10 protein-coding genes and 1 pseudogene are annotated in these 15,640 nt (G+C 41.8%); 4 read left to right on the top strand and 7 right to left on the bottom strand.

The annotated features are described in order from the left end of the window. The first annotated feature begins 14 nt into the window (after nucleotides 1-14). The 4 genes from LBQ60_06775 (at nucleotide 15) to LBQ60_06760 (ending at nucleotide 8,702) form a co-directional block, all read left to right on the top strand. Nucleotides 15-2,387, top strand: coding sequence for an FAD-dependent oxidoreductase (locus LBQ60_06775; GenBank protein ID MDR2037609.1), 2,373 nt, complete (start codon nucleotides 15-17; stop codon nucleotides 2,385-2,387). 228 nt (nucleotides 2,388-2,615) lie between these two features. Continuing rightward, nucleotides 2,616-4,808, top strand: coding sequence for an alpha-L-rhamnosidase N-terminal domain-containing protein (locus tag LBQ60_06770; GenBank protein ID MDR2037608.1), 2,193 nt, complete (start codon nucleotides 2,616-2,618; stop codon nucleotides 4,806-4,808). 263 nt (nucleotides 4,809-5,071) lie between these two features. Next, the gene (locus LBQ60_06765) at nucleotides 5,072-6,538 is read left to right on the top strand and encodes an alpha/beta hydrolase fold domain-containing protein (GenBank protein MDR2037607.1); all 1,467 of its coding nucleotides are present in this window, start codon (nucleotides 5,072-5,074) and stop codon (nucleotides 6,536-6,538) included. A gap of 109 nt (nucleotides 6,539-6,647) precedes the next feature. Continuing rightward, a complete protein-coding gene (locus tag LBQ60_06760) occupies nucleotides 6,648-8,702 on the top strand; it encodes an alpha-galactosidase (protein MDR2037606.1) in 2,055 nt (684 codons plus the stop codon). 307 nt (nucleotides 8,703-9,009) lie between these two features. On the opposite strand, the gene LBQ60_06755 is transcribed toward LBQ60_06760, so the two are convergent. From LBQ60_06755 to LBQ60_06725, 7 genes and pseudogenes are all read right to left on the bottom strand, one after another. Further along, nucleotides 9,010-11,808, bottom strand: a complete 2,799-nt coding sequence (locus tag LBQ60_06755; GenBank protein ID MDR2037605.1) for a glycoside hydrolase family 78 protein — start codon at nucleotides 11,806-11,808, stop codon at nucleotides 9,010-9,012. Nucleotides 11,809-12,180: 372 nt separating this feature from the next. Continuing rightward, nucleotides 12,181-12,288 (bottom strand): annotated as a pseudogene (locus tag LBQ60_06750) (alkaline phosphatase). A 55-nt stretch (nucleotides 12,289-12,343) separates the two neighbouring features. Then, nucleotides 12,344-13,066 (bottom strand): hypothetical protein, encoded by a 723-nt coding sequence (locus LBQ60_06745; GenBank protein MDR2037604.1) that lies wholly within the window; start codon nucleotides 13,064-13,066, stop codon nucleotides 12,344-12,346. 420 nt (nucleotides 13,067-13,486) lie between these two features. Beyond that, nucleotides 13,487-13,849, bottom strand: coding sequence for a hypothetical protein (locus tag LBQ60_06740; protein ID MDR2037603.1), 363 nt, complete (start codon nucleotides 13,847-13,849; stop codon nucleotides 13,487-13,489). A 75-nt stretch (nucleotides 13,850-13,924) separates the two neighbouring features. Next, nucleotides 13,925-14,353 (bottom strand): hypothetical protein, encoded by a 429-nt coding sequence (locus LBQ60_06735; protein ID MDR2037602.1) that lies wholly within the window; start codon nucleotides 14,351-14,353, stop codon nucleotides 13,925-13,927. 7 nt (nucleotides 14,354-14,360) lie between these two features. Beyond that, nucleotides 14,361-15,341, bottom strand: a complete 981-nt coding sequence (locus tag LBQ60_06730) for a hypothetical protein (GenBank protein ID MDR2037601.1) — start codon at nucleotides 15,339-15,341, stop codon at nucleotides 14,361-14,363. A gap of 17 nt (nucleotides 15,342-15,358) precedes the next feature. Beyond that, the coding region (locus tag LBQ60_06725; GenBank protein ID MDR2037600.1) for a hypothetical protein at nucleotides 15,359-15,640 on the bottom strand (282 nt) is incomplete at its 5' end.

The following is a 15,640-nucleotide window of genomic DNA, read 5'->3' as shown; positions in this document are numbered from 1 at the left end:
ACTGACAATCATCCATGGAGGCAAATAATCCGCAAGAACCGGGCATCGGCCGTCGTACATTTTTCAAAACATCCGGTTTTGCTTTGGCAGGCTTAGGACTCCCTGTGAATGTAATTTCGGGAAATGTTCCGGAAGCAGATAATCATTCACCTCAACAACTACCCGGAAAGAAATACCAGGCCGATTATGTTGTGGTGGGCGGTGGTGTTGCCGGTGTCTGTTCCGCCATCACTGCAGCCCGTGCAGGGCTAAAAGTGCTATTGATCCAGGATCGTCCTGTTCTGGGTGGAAACGCTTCGAGTGAAATTCGTCTCTGGGTGCTTGGTGCAACCGCCCATATGGGAAACAATAATCGCTGGGCCCGTGAAGGCGGCATACATGAAGAAATAATCGTAGAAAACCTGTACCGTAACAGGGAAGGTAATCCGGTATTTTTTGATGCCCTGCTTATCGAAAAAGTCTGGGCCGAACCCAATATCACCCTTCTTCTCAATACTGCAGTTCACGATGTTGAAATGGCAAGTCCGGACAAGATCGGAAAAGTGATTGCTTTCTGCAGCCAGAATTCTACGCTTTATGAAGTCAGTGCTCCTCTTTTCTGTGATACATCCGGGGATGGGATTGTAGGATTTCTTTCCGGAGCCGATTTTCGTGTCGGAGCGGAAAGTACAGATGTATTCGGGGAAAAATTCATTATGCCTGATGATTATGGAAAATTGCTGGGCCATTCCATGTATTTCTACAGTAAGGATACCGGCCGGCCGGTAAAATATGTTCCTCCGGCTTTCGCCCTGAAAAATATTCCGGAGAAAATACCCCGGTTCAAATCCATACACCGTACCTCAAGCGGTTGCCGTCTCTGGTGGCTCGAATGGGGTGACGACCTGGACCGTGTATTCGATTCGGAAAAAATCAAGGACGAGTTGTGGCGTGTTGTATATGGTGTATGGGATTACATCAAAAATTCCGGAACTTTCAAAGATGTGGATCATCTCACTCTTGAATGGGTAAGCACCATTCCCGGCAAACGCGAGAGCCGACGTTTCGAAGGTGATTACATGCTGAAACAACAGGATATCATCGGACAGGAACATTTTGAAGATGCCATTGCATACGGTGGATGGGCCATCGATCTCCATCCTGCAACCGGCGTATACAGTACTTATCCCGGGTGTACACAATACCACAGTAAAGGAGTTTATACCATCCCTTATCGTTGTATCTATAGCCGGAATATTTCTAACCTGTTCATGGGAGGAAGATTAACCAGCGTGTCCCATGTGGCATTCGGGTCTACACGGGTTATTTCGACCGGCACCTTATGTGCACAGGCTGCTGCATTTGCGGCATCATTGTGCCTGAAAAACAATGCCTCTCCACGTGATATCTGCTCTAAAGAATATATAGGAGAACTTCAACGAATGCTGATGCAATCCGGGCAATACATTCCTGGACTGAAACTGGAGCAGCCGTCCGATCTGTTCCACTCGGCAAAAATCAGCACATCCGGCAATCTTGAATTATCAGAATTGCCCGAAGATGGTCAATGGTGGAAACTGACCCGGGATACGGCCATGATATTTCCCTTTCCGAAAGGAAAGTTATCCAAGGTCAAAATCAAGGTCAAACCGGAAAAAACCACTTCGCTGGAAGTTCAATTCTGTATCAGCGGACATTTCGGAAACTATACTCCCGATGTCGTTCTTGCCAGGAAAGATTTTCAGGTATCGGAAGGAACATCTGAAATCGAAATAGATTTTAAGATATCCCTGAAAGAAGCACAGTATGGATTTATCATTCTGAAAAAGAACGAAAACCTTTCGGTAGCACAATCCGATATCAGGTTAACAGGTGTACTGTCTCTTTTTTACAGATGGAATCAGAAAGAAAATGAAAAACATGGGGTGGAAGAAATTCCGATGTATACGCCCGGACGAAGACCCGGAGGAAAAAACATTGCCATGAAATTCGATCCGGCATTAAAAGTATTCGGCACGGAACAATTAAAAACCGGTATTTTCCGTCCCGGATCAGGCGCTGCCAACTCCTGGATAGCACCGTTGAATGATAAACAACCCTTTATAATATGCGAATGGAAACAGGTACAGTCGATCCGTTCCATGATACTGTGGTTCGATACCGATTTTGATCATCCGATGGAATCCTGCCTCATGGGGCATCCTGAAGACGTAATTCCTTTTTGTGTTCAGAAATATAACATAGTAGATGATAAAGGAACGGTCATTTATGAAAAATCAGACAACCATCATTCCCGTAATGAAATAAAATTCGAAAAACCCGTTCAAACGAAATCATTAACCGTTCAATTCCATCGTTCTCACGAAAATGTGCCGGTATCACTGTTCGGATTACAAATTTTTGGATAGAAGGAAGGATTCACCTTGAAAACTTCTGAAAACCTCAAGATTTTTTGATTATTTATCTGAATTTTAAATTCAGCTTTATATAAAATCCATTAAATATCAATTATATAATATCTATTGTTTTCGTGTTTGTTTGTTTTCTTCATCGGAAGGATTGGAACGATAATTATTTTTAACGTTATGATAATACGAAAAATATTATTTTTTTTAATTTTAGTCTACAGTTCGTTTTTGCATGCTCAATATACTGCGCAATGGATATGGGATAAGCAAAGTAATCCCAATACATGGATTGCATTCCGAAAAACAATAGAGGCAAAGGATTTACCTTCTGTTGTCCCACCAACGATTGCTGTCGATTCAAAATATTGGCTTTGGATCAACGGAGATTTGGTAATCCGGGAAGGGGGATTGAAACGAACGCCCAATCCCAAAGATACATATGCCGATACTTTAAATCTTCGTCCTTTTCTCAGAAAAGGGGAAAATACCATTGCCATACTTGTTTGGTACTGGGGAAAGGAAGGACACGGGCATAACGGAAGCGGGCACGGCGGGTTATTTTTCGAAGCCATCAACGGAAAACAAAAAATCATCAGCGACGGAACATGGAAAGTAAAACAACATCCGGCATTTGATATATTGATCAGGGGAACCCAACCATATCGCCCTCTAGCGGAATTTAACGTCGTTTATGACGCCCGTAATGAAATAGAAAATTGGTATGACACAAACTATGACGACAAAGCATGGAAACATGCAACAGAATTCGGAAAAACGCCACAAAAACCATGGGGAAAACTAGTAATAAGATCTATACCGCAATGGAAAGATTTTGGATTAAAAGATTATACGAATAAATTTCCTGCTACTTCCATGGGAAATATTCTGACCATGCAATTACCATATAATGCACAGGTTACCCCATACTTTAAAATCAAAGCCAAGGCGGGAATGCGCGTTGATATACGAACGGATTACTATACCGATGGAGGAGCTTATAATGTCCGTGCAGAATATATTACAAAAGAAGGTATTCAGGAATTTGAATGCCCGGGATGGATGAGCGGTGAACAGGTTTGGTACTGCTTTTCTCCTGAAATAGAAATTATTTCATTGAAATATAGAGAAACCGGCTATAATGCGGCATTTGAAGGAAGCTTTAACTGCGACGACAATTTTTATAATATACTTTGGGAAAAGGCCCGCAGAACCCTATACGTAAATATGCGTGATAATTTTATGGATTGCCCTACACGGGAACGCGCCATGTGGTGGGGTGATGTAGTAATCGAAGCCCTACAATCATACTATGTCTTTTCTCCTGATGTCTATTTTCTTTCCCAAAAAGCGATTAATGAACTGGTCAACTGGCAGACGGAAGAAGGCGTCCTTTATTCTCCCATACCTGGTCCTCATCCTCCACTTATGTATGGTCCGTATCGGGAATTACCCCTGCAGAGCCTGGCAGCAATCAGTAAACCGAGTTTGGGTTACTACTATCTGTTTTCGGGCGATTCTGAAACCCTGATAAATGCATATCCGGCCATTAAAAAATATACCGGTTTATGGCAGATCGGCGAAGGTGGCCTGGTGGTTCATCGTGACGGTAAATGGGACTGGCAGGACTGGGGTCGGAACAAGGATGTACCTCTTCTGGACAATGTCTGGTACTATTCGGCAATTGACATGGCAAAAAAAATCGCAATAATGGCTGGCCAATTTCAGGATACGATTTCATACGACAGGCAGATGAAGAGTATATATAGTAATTTCAACCGTATTTTCTGGACAGGTAAAGAATACCGTTCACCCTCGTATAAAGGTGAAACCGATGATCGTGCCAATGCTATGGCTGTTGTTACGGGACTGGCAGACAAGGATAAATGGGAAAATATCCGGTTGGTCTTAAATAAAGAAAAACATGCCAGCCCTTATATGGAGAAATTTGTCCTGGAGGCATTACTAAAAATAGGAGCGGGTGATGATGCTCTGAAAAGAATCAAAGAACGATATAAAGGCATGGTCGAAAGCAAGATAAGCACCCTGCCCGAAGGTTGGGAGTTTTCTTCTTTTTCCCAATCACGGAACCACGGATGGTCGGGAGGAGTGCTGTCTCTGCTAATGCAATATATAGCCGGCATAGAACCAATCAAACCCAGATTCGAAGTATTCTCCGTCGCTCCACAGTCAGGAAATTTAAAATCAGTTCAGGCTGTTGTCCCCACCCCAACCGGCAATATCCGTATTAATATCGAAAATAAAGCAATTTATAAATTGGAACTGTTTGTTCCGGATCAAACAAAAGCGGTAATAAACCTGCCAAAAGAAATAACAGACGGCAAAAAAATCCACATCAATTCAAAACAAAAAAAGAACCTGAATATGCTGTCCCCGGGAAATTGGGTGATTGAAGTAAAATAATTTACACCATGCAAATTTTAATAAGCGAATACACATTTTTAACCATCTGCATCATATTAGGAATTATTCCGGCTTTTACCCAAAACGCAGGTCAAAATAAAAAGAAAGCCGGACCGATAGATGGCGAACCGAATATTTTATTAGTTATGAACTACCGGTCTGTTGCTGTGAAGATATGCTGCTGTAAAGTCAATTCCTTAACGGATTTATTTCGCAAAATGAAACTTTTAAGTTAAATTCAATAAATAAAGTCTTGTATTTCTATGGTTATTCGCTTTAAATATTGTTGTATCCTTTTCCTGTCTGCGTTCATATCCCTCTATACCTACGGACAAACGGCTAAAGGACAAAAACGATTCACTATCATGGGTCTGGGAGATTCCTTGACGGCAGGTGGGGATTATTTTCATTCATATCTTTTTCCTTTATGGGAACGCCTTTTCATTGCAGGATACAGTTTTGATTTTATCGGTCCCCGGTCCGGCAAATGTAGGATCGGTTCGTTGAATCACTCTGGATTCAGCGGGAAAAATGCAGAATATCTGGATGCCCATATCGACAGTATTTACCATAAATATCCTGCCGATTTCGTTTTACTCCATGCCGGACACAATCATTTCGACACGGAAAAACCCGTTACGGGAATCATTAGTGCTTATCAGTCCATCATCCGAAAGATCAAATCTATCAATCCGGATGTCTACATTCTGGTTGCAGAGGTTGTGACAAGTGGGAAATTACCTAAATATTCGTATATTCCCGGATTAAACCTGGAAATCGAAAGGATGGTGAAGGAAATGAACGATGATCATGTAATATTGGTAGACCACGCAACGGGTTTTGACTGGAAGCAGCATACGATCAATGATATGGTACATCCTAACCGACAGGGTGCAGAAAAAATGGCCGATCAATGGTTCGAGGCAATGAAAAATATCCTGGCTCCTTCCGGACAGGCTTTTCATCCCCGGATGGTTACCTATAAAACATTAGATACAGGGGAAGAATTGAAACTTCATATCTTCATGCCCGATCACCTGAGGAAAAAACAAAAACGGCCCGTAATCGTCTTCTTTTTCGGAGGCGGATGGGCATTGGGAACTCCTTTGCAGTTTTACAGGGAATGTGCTTACTATACATCAAAAGGTATGGTGGCGGTTTCTGCTGAATACCGTATCTCTTACATGCATAAGTCTTCCCCATTCGAAAGTTTTGAGGATGCAAAAGATGTCATTGAATGGCTTCGGACAAATGCATCAGAATACCATATCGATCCGGGGAAAATCGCAGCTGCAGGCGCTTCTGCAGGCGGGCACCTGGCTGCAGCGCTTGGAACCATACAGGATACCGGCAGGAAGTCAAAGGTAAGTTACAGGCCCGATCTGTTGCTATTGTATTACCCCGTTGTAGACAACGGAGAAAATGGCTATGGATCACAGGCTATGAAAGAAAGGTTTAAGGAAATATCTCCTTTACATAATATTTCTTCAAATACGCCGCCCACCCTTTTCATATTAGGAACAAAAGACCAGCTGATCCCTGTAAAAACTGCACAGGAATTCGAAAGAAGGTTACAGTCCCAAAACGTGGAGTGCGAGCTCCACCTACTGAAAGGAGCGGGACACCCCATCTTTCAGTATAGAAAGGAGCTTACCAATGATTTTTATACCATAAGGCGTATTACCGATAATTTCTTATCCCGGCACGGATATATGAAAAAACAAAAATGAACAGTATCCGTTAAAAAGTACAAGGTTGTAAAATTTGCTCTTTAGTCTTTAACCATGAACTATATATTCGAAATCTTGAATCTTGAACCATAAAAATAATTATATTCACATGAGACATTTATTCTTTATCTCTTTATTTGTTATTACAATACAGATATGTAACGCATCTGCCGACGATTGTTATGTATCATTCAAATCCGACACCCTGTATATAGGAAACGGATTGATCGAACGCAAATTCCTGTGGAACGGAGGTAATCTGATCACTTTCAGTATCACGGATAAGCAAAACCAACAGGTATGGCTCAACAGTAGTAAAGTCCCGGACTTCTCTCTTCCAAAACAAAGTAAACAAGCTGTTAATGCAGACCGGACAACCCTGAAAGTCGGCGCTACTCCTATTTCTCCCGAACATACCCAACTTGCAGTGACCTATACCACAGATAAACTCCATATTAAAAGGGTCTACCGAATATATCCCGGTTGCCCGGCTATTGCATGCGATACCTACCTGAAGGGATCCGCCGAAGGTATATGGGCTACTGAAAAAACTAACCTCGCTGACCTGAAAAACATAGAGTCGCTCAATACCTTGTCCCATAAAAATGATATTCCGGTGCTGGAGCAGATTAAATTACCCGGCCGACACTGGCGTATTTCGTCCGTGGAGTTCTTCGATGTAACCGACCGGAACAATACCCTGGTACGACCTTACGAAGCACTTTCGTACCGCGAAAATACTTATCGCGGGAATCTCCTTTTCTTTGAAAATATGGAAAATGATAATGGTCTGTTTTTCCTGAAAGAAGCTCCATGTTCCAGCGTACAACTGGCTTATCCCGGATCTGATTTCATTGCAAATGCTGGTAGTATTAAGGTGATAGGGATCGGGGTAGAAACCTCCGACCTGGAATCCGGTGAGTGGATCCGTGCTTATGGTATAGTGACCGGGGTGTATGCAGGGAAAGAACAAAACCGACTGATGGCTTTACGTAACTATCAGAAAAATGTCCGGACGCTGGTTGATGGAAGGGATGAAATGATCATGATGAACACCTGGGGTGACAGGGGACAGGATCGTAAGGTAAATGAGGTCTTCAGCATTAAGGAAGTGGAAACGGGAGCCCGTTTGGGAATTACGCATTTCCAGATCGATGACGGATGGCAATTGGGGAAAAGCGCCAACTCTGCTTTCGGCGGATCGTTCAAAAACATATGGGATAATCCTGATTACTGGAAGCCTGATCCGGCTAAATATCCCAATGGACTGACTCCTGTAGTGCAAAAAGGAAAGGATCTGGGTATTGAAGTCTGCCTGTGGTTCAATCCTAGTATTCAGAATAATTATGAGGACTGGGAAAAAGATGCCGCCGCCATGATCTATCTCTATCAGAATTATGGTATACGTACATTTAAGATAGATGGCTTATCTATACCTAATAAGCTTTCCGAAATAAGGGTACGGAAGATTTTCGACCGGGTGCTTGAGGCTACCGGGAACCAGGCGGTTTTTAACCTGGATGCCACGGCAGGAAGGCGCGGAGGATATTTCTATTTCGGGGAATATGGCAACATCTTCCTCGAAAACAGATATACGGACTGGACCAATTATTACCCTTTCTGGACTTTACGTAATCTATGGATGCTTTCCAGATATGTTCCTGCCGAAAGATTACAGATTGAATTCCTCAATAAATGGCGCAACCAGGATAATTACAAAAACGATCGTTTCGCTCCTGCAGGCTATTCTTTTGAGTACCTTTTTGCCACGACAATGGCGGCACAACCGCTTGCATGGATGGAGGGAACGGGATTACCGGATGAGGCTTTTTCAATCGGTCCGTTGGTAAAGGGATACAAAAAGATACAACATGATTTCCATCAGGGAACCATCCTGCCGGTAGGTGATGAACCGTCTGGAAAATCATGGACAGGATTCCAGTCCATAAAAGAAAACGAGGGTTATCTGTTGGTATTCCGCGAACAAAACCCCGAAGCGTCTGCAGAAATATCTGTATACCTCAACGAAGGATCGACTGTAGAATTTACCCCGTTATTGGGAAAAGGGAAAAAGATGAAGCAAAAGGTGGGAAAGTCAGGAAAGGTTTCAGTTACACTCCCAGAACAGAACAGCTTTGCGATGTACCGTTATAAAGTAAAATAATCACTGAAGTGATCAGGTAAAAGTTATCTGTTTATTACGTTTAGAAGCCTGTATAGGATAATATAACTTTAAGGTTTATTGTCTTTTATGGGCTTTCTGTTTTCTCGTTAGAAATTGTCTTTCAATCATGTCTTTTAGAATTTTTCAGATTCTTTTTGAGGAAGGTTTTCCCTGTTTCAGTCTGCTGCCGAAAAATTTGTCATGAAAGTTGGGATATCCGTAATCTCTACGATGAAAATCGATATACCCAATAAGACGAAAAATCCGGATAACCGGCAAAACAAATGCGACAGGATAATAACAGAGGTTATTCCACGATCACCAAATAATTACCCGACGGGAAATTATAAAGCTTTTTTCCATCCTTATGTCCCGATGCTACGAATGCCGGGGCCTCGCCATTCACCGTAATCATTTTATCATCCGGAAGTGCTACAATTCCGGAAGTATTTGCCGGAATGGTTATTTTCCATGTCAGTTTCCCGCCTTCATTCGACCAATCGCTGACGGCCTTTCCATAAGGGGTATCTATAGCGGCTTTCGCCCACGGGAGCATGTCGGTAACAGTTGGTTCAAAACGTATCACCTTGAAACCTGCGCCCGATTCATCGGGACGGATACCGGCAATATCTTCATAGAACCATGCGTCATACACACCCTGCATAGGATGGTTCAGAGAGGCTTTTCGACCTTTTTCCATACTTTGTGAACTGATAGGCAGCGTTTCCCAAAGGGAGGTAGCATCCGCATTGTCCCACATATATGCGAAACTGTTTTCTCCTTTTTTGGTAAACGCAGCCCATGCCTGACTCCCGTTGCCGTAACGTGAAAGAGCCTGCCCCACACGCCCCAATCCGAATATACCGGTATGAATGAAATTATGGCGTTCTTCTTTCATATTACGGACTATAGCATCCGATACGGCTTTTTCATCACCTTCCGGAACCAGTCCGAAATCAAGTGCCATGGTATTAGCGGTCTGGCTTCCGAAAGTTTTGTTTGCCTTATCATAGAATTTCTCAATAAAAGCGGCAGCTATGCGCTCTTTCATTTCGTTATAACGCTTTACATCGGCGGTTTTACCTAACAATTCGGCGGTCCTGGCTACCAGACGGGCATCGTTATAATGAAATGCCGTCGAACTCAGGGATATCGGACAATCTATCTGTCTGTTGCCGCCGGGAGGACACCAGTCTCCTAATCCGTAAGCCACTATATCGGGCGTAGTCTCAATATCGATCGGGTGATATGTGAGGTAATTGGTATGATCCACCCATTGTTTCATTGTCTCATAATACATTTCGAGTGGTTCCTTATTGCCGTAATAGAGATAGGTGTACCAGGGTATCTGTACCACCGCCGTACCCCAGTCGGGCGAGGCCACACCGCACAGTCGGCGTCCAGGAGCAATCATATGGGGGATACCCGGCTGTTTGTCCGTAAAGTAGAACTGGTTGTTATGGAGTTTCTGATGCAAGGTATTCTTTTCAAACCTGGATGAGGTAGAGGCTATATCCAGCAGGTATTTCATCCAGAAATTATACATGTTGAAATTGAGGTTTTCGAAAGGAGCCACAGCATGAGCGTCTCCGAGCCATCCGCAACGTTCGCGGTGGGGACAGTCGGTAGGTATGCTGTGGGTATTGGCAAGCATGGTACGAACTGCCAGTTCATGCAGGCGGTTTATCTGCGGGTCTGCACACTCGAACTCTCCCCGACGATCCAGATCGTTATGTACCAATACGGTCTTTATCCACGAAAGTTCCGGTTTGGTGGTCGATCCCGAAAATTCGAGATAGCGGTAGCCGTGGTAAGTAAAACGGGGAGTCCATATTTCGGTTCCTTTTCCGGTACAGATATATTCATCGGTCTGTATCACTCCGGTGGCAAATACTCCGGTGGTGGAATAGTCTACCGACCGATCATCGTTCAGCGCTTCGCCCATACGCATTTTCAGACGCGTACCTTGTGGCTGGCTTATGGTTATACGCGGAACCCCGGCTATATTAACGCCGAAATCGAATATCCAGTTACCTTGCGGATCCTGCCACATATCTACTGCGGGGATCTCCTGCTGATAACGTATCGGCTCCATCACTTGTGGACGTAGCTGTGCCGGAATAACGCCGGATGAGGCTATTTCGGCGTTTTTCCAGCCTTCCACAGCAGTCTTGGGCTCCGACCATCCCTTTATCTCCTTGTTGGCATCATAAATCTCTCCGGCATAAACATTCGCATACAACACCGGGCCCGGAGACCACTGCCACGATTCGTCCGAAACGATCACCTTGCGTGAACCATCCTCGTATATCAATTCCATCTGCAGGCTCATCACCGGGTCGCCGTACTTGAATCCCGGACCCCAGACCCTGCCTTGCGCATAAAACCCCTCGCCGAGCATTACACCTATACAATTTTCGTTTTTAAGAAGTTGCGGCGTTACATCAAAGGTCGTATAGAAAGCAAATTGTTCGTAATTCGTCTGGCCGGGGTCGAGCACACGCGTTTCGTCTACCAGCTCACCATTGAACCAGAGGTCGCCGTATCCCAGGCCGCTGAAGTATATCACGGCTCTTACAGGTTTTTTACCGCCTGTCGAAGCATCGAATACCTTCCTGAAATACGGCATCGGACTGTCTGCCGTCCACTTCGAAGTGATCCATTTGGCTTTCCAGTCTCCCGGGGCGGGACCGATCGAAAATCTGGCCGGAACACTCCATCCGGTGACTTTGTCGTTGCCGTCCCATACGCGTACGCGCCACCAGTAAAGATCTCCATATTTGAGGCTAACTTTGGGTTCTACGAAAAGTTGCTCGTCCGAAATCATTTTTCCGGATCTCCAAACATCGGCGGAGCCTTTTTCCAGTGCTTTCTCGGATGAAGCTATCTCGATCTCATAAGCGTTTTGTAAGACTCCCAGTTCCCCGGATTCTATTTTCCAACTGAAAACCGCTTTATCGACCCCTTCCGGATTGACCAGATTACGTGTCCGGAGCGATGTTACTTCCGTATTTCTGTTCCCTTTTCCTGTGCCGTCGAAATTGCATGAAGCCATGACCGAAACGAGCAGTATAACAGGCAATACCAAAAATCTTCTTAATCGCATGTTGTTAAATTTTATATGGTTATTTTTGGGGGCTTTCGATTTTTCCGGCTGTGAAGCCAATGGCAATAAAAGGCATGGAAGATGCCAAAGCAATGGAAATTTTCATACTCATTTTGTTTAAAATTAGTTTAAGCTCTACAACCTGTTTATATAGCTCTCCTTATCTATTTACCGACAAAACAAAATGTGTCATTAAATCTTTTCAGGTACATAAAACAACCTGCCGGATATTTTCTCCGGAATAAAGCAACAATAAATATAACAATTTATTTCCGGATTTTCCTAATACGGTGTAAAATTATTGAAATCCAGATCATGTTCGAACTGTAACATGGTTATATGGGGAACAGGAGATTTTCGAAATAAGATTTATTATTCGGCAAACACCTGCTTTAACGGACGGCCAATCCAGACTTGGGGAGGTTCTAATCCGAAGATATAGGCAATAGTGGAAGCAACATCATATTGCATCATACTATCCCCATCAAATGAATGCTCCGGTATTATTTGAGTACTCGAGCAATGAAAAATAAATTTAATTGATCAATGTCTGATTCTGATATTCCTTTTGTCCCTGTAAGGACATGAGCCATTCCAGATACATCTTGTCGGGCATTTTCCGATAACCGAGTTTGTGGATACGGCTATACATGCCATTGAGCCGTGTAAGTAATTGCTTGTTTTCGGGTGTGTTTTTGTTCGGTTGCTTCCGGTATGCCTTCATTAGTGTTTCAGCTTGTAAAAGAAGGGCATTCACATAGTTCGGATAATACTTCAATGCAGTTTCGCAACAGTTCAGCACAAACCCCGGATTAAAATCATTGCCGAACTTCTTTTGAAATCCTTCTGCCAGATCGATCAAACACATGGCAATAGATTGTTTTTGCGATAAGGTATCCATATATACCCCGTTACGAATGGCATCTATATGCACATAACCCGAAGCCATCAACCATGCATCGGTGGGAAAATGACCGGTCGTTAATTCGGTATTGTACCAGCCTGATTGTTCGTTTCGCAGTTTGATGTATAAATGGTTGGGGGCAAAAGACAACCATGCACGTTCTCCCATTTCTTCGCAGATAAGCTTGTAAAGGATAGGTAAGGAATGACAATTGCCTTTATGGGTTTCAAGTAGTTTGATGACAAACATGTTGCTCCAGTCTTTTTCTCCTGTGAAATCATCCAAGTTGTAATGAAATGGAATATGAAGTAAAACAATAGAATCTTGTACTATAATGGGAATAGTATCAGTCATGAATTTAAATACAGAGGCGTGGATTTTAGTTTTACTCTTATCCTTTTTCACATATTCTAAATCAAGAGCATTATTTAGTTTATCACAAAATAATGCTTTCTCCGTAATAACCTTACAAAAATCTTCATAGTTTAATTGGTTTGCAAAAAATGCATTTTCACATATAAACACAGCACGCTTAAAACATAATGGCTGTTTATCATTTAACATATCGGAAAATTCATTGTATACATCGAAATATATTGATTCATTATCTTCAGCAAAAGCTGATATACCAATAAATAATATAGATATATATAAAAAACATTTTTTCATCATTCTATTATTAGTGTACCCTCAGTATTATTTGTATCATACCAAATATTAATACTCCAATTTACAATCAAAACATCATTATCTATTTTGAAATCAAATGTGTAATTATGTTTTGAATAAGCGTGTTTTTTTAAAATACCAATTTTCGGATGTTTTGTCTTGATACTTTATAATAAATTTATTTTTACCATATGATGGAGAAACATCACATTGTAGTACAACGTGATGAATCAACATTTGATTGTATTCTGTATTTCTGGTATATTCGGTTTCTCCTATCCAATAGATATATAAGTCCTTAGTATTTATTTTTTCATCAATGGTTATATGGAATTTATTTTTTGTAACTCCTATTCGGTCAATAGCTAAACCTATATTTTCTCTCCCTAAAAGATATATAAGAAAAGAACTAATTATTAAAAATACTAATACAAATATCAAGCCGATTTTTAACCTCTTAGACTTCATAATCTAACGGACATTTATTAATCTACCCCCTCTCACTCCTGCATTACCTTTGATATGTAGACCTTGTTTATTTTTTTAATTATCAATGCACAAGCATTTTAAATTGTCAGCAATATATAAAGTATTATGTGATTTTTTTTCTGGTTTTATTATATCCTCTTTATAGCTTAAACCTACAACTCTACTATAAAAATCACCAGTAACTGTTTTCCCTAAAATTGTTTTTGTTGGAAAGGTTATATGTAAATCTAAATTATAACTTTTACCTCTTTTAATCTTATTACAATATGTAATTTCAGGGCATATTTTTTCTGTCAAAATTTTAAATAATGAATCATTTCTTATGGCATATATTATATACAGGGATTTTTCCTCCTTTATTTTTTTTATTTCATACATCTTATTATTCCATGTTTTATCATTGTTAAGCAGTTTCTCGCTAGATTTACATGAGTAACTAAAAAAAAGAATTACCCCCACTGTTATTTTTATAAAATTTTTCATGAATATGTTATTGTAATGTTTGTATTACCTTTCTTCTTCCATTTCTTTCAACATACCATTCAACTCTAGCTGCACTATTAATGTTTTGTGTTTGATTTCCCTCTCTATCATACATTACTTGATGTACTGGTGTTTGTGGGGTAGCACGTCTATGTGCTCGCTGGTATACTGTTCCCGGGCTAGCACTATTTGGACTTGAAATTCCTTTTTTTTGTGAAATTTTTGCTCCCTGATATGCTTCGGTTGCTTCATGCATTGTTAATTTACCTAATGTTTCCGTATGTTCATCCGCAGCACCTAAAACATTAGGATTAACTTCTTGATTCGCGGTTACTGTGATATTATTGTCTTCATCTCTTTGTACCTCATTTCCCATAAATGCTCCACCAATGAAATAATTACCTGTAGAAGTTTCATTTGAAGAAGTGGTACCCATATTAACTGTTATAGAATTATCATCTATCATTCCAGCTATTCGTTTGGCATCTCCCCTAAGTTTTCCATCTCCATTTTGGGAGTATGTAATATTTCCATCATCACTTTTTGTCAAAGTTAATCTATCACCAGCCCTATGTTGCAATTGCCGCAAAGCTTCATCACTCAATGCGCCTGTAATTACTATTTTCCTGCCGTCCGGATCGATGTACTTAATAGGGTTATTGGCTACATACGCATATGGCGAAATATGATAATACTTTTCTGCCAACGGGTCAGGTGTAAGGAACCTGCAAATCCCCACCGTTTGCGGTTCAATTTGTAGAATGGCGGTATCGGGTACAAATTCCCCCATCACCGTATCCGCGCTGGTGTGGAACAACACCGTACCAATGACCACTACTTCCTCGTTGTCGTGTATCTCCTGAAAACGTCCGTTGGTAGCGGTAACAACAGGAAAATGATACCCGTATTCGGCAAAGGGGTTGCCGTCCTGTGCAAATAATCCTGTGACGCCCAGGATGGTAATCAATAATAATGGTATTTTTTTCATGACTGATAAGATTAATATTATCTGACTATTTGTTGTAATCTTTGAAATTGCTGGTTTTCGGGTTTCATCTTTTCCTGTTTCACCCGTTCGAGGAAATCCTCATAAAATCCTTCCGGCATATCTTCATAACCTATTTCTTTCAGTTGATTGTCCGACTGGACCAGTAACCGGTACATACGCTCGGCCTGGGGGCAGAGTGCAACCTGCTCCTGCGAGGTGATGCCTGCCCGTTCAAATACATACAATGCGAGTGCAAGATAATAATCATACCGGAAAATATGCGCCCTGACACTGTTGGG

It is taken from the genome of Bacteroidales bacterium (assembly GCA_031275285.1).
Taxonomy (GTDB): Bacteria; Bacteroidota; Bacteroidia; order Bacteroidales; family UBA4181; genus JAIRLS01.
Note: the sequence above shows the minus strand (reverse complement) of the source record. Positions and strands in the feature narration are given on the sequence as shown.

What these genes read in the sequence shown, in the direction of transcription:
- LBQ60_06775 (MDR2037609.1), top strand. Translation starts at nt 15, where the DNA reads ATGGAGGCAAATAATCCGCAAGAACCGGGCATCGGCCGTCGTACATTT.
- LBQ60_06765 (MDR2037607.1), top strand. Translation starts at nt 5,072, where the DNA reads ATGGTTATTCGCTTTAAATATTGTTGTATCCTTTTCCTGTCTGCGTTC.
- LBQ60_06760 (MDR2037606.1), top strand. Translation starts at nt 6,648, where the DNA reads ATGAGACATTTATTCTTTATCTCTTTATTTGTTATTACAATACAGATA.
- LBQ60_06755 (MDR2037605.1), bottom strand. Translation starts at nt 11,808, where the DNA reads ATGCGATTAAGAAGATTTTTGGTATTGCCTGTTATACTGCTCGTTTCG.
- LBQ60_06745 (MDR2037604.1), bottom strand. Translation starts at nt 13,066, where the DNA reads ATGACTGATACTATTCCCATTATAGTACAAGATTCTATTGTTTTACTT.
- LBQ60_06740 (MDR2037603.1), bottom strand. Translation starts at nt 13,849, where the DNA reads ATGAAGTCTAAGAGGTTAAAAATCGGCTTGATATTTGTATTAGTATTT.
- LBQ60_06735 (MDR2037602.1), bottom strand. Translation starts at nt 14,353, where the DNA reads ATGAAAAATTTTATAAAAATAACAGTGGGGGTAATTCTTTTTTTTAGT.
- LBQ60_06730 (MDR2037601.1), bottom strand. Translation starts at nt 15,341, where the DNA reads ATGAAAAAAATACCATTATTATTGATTACCATCCTGGGCGTCACAGGA.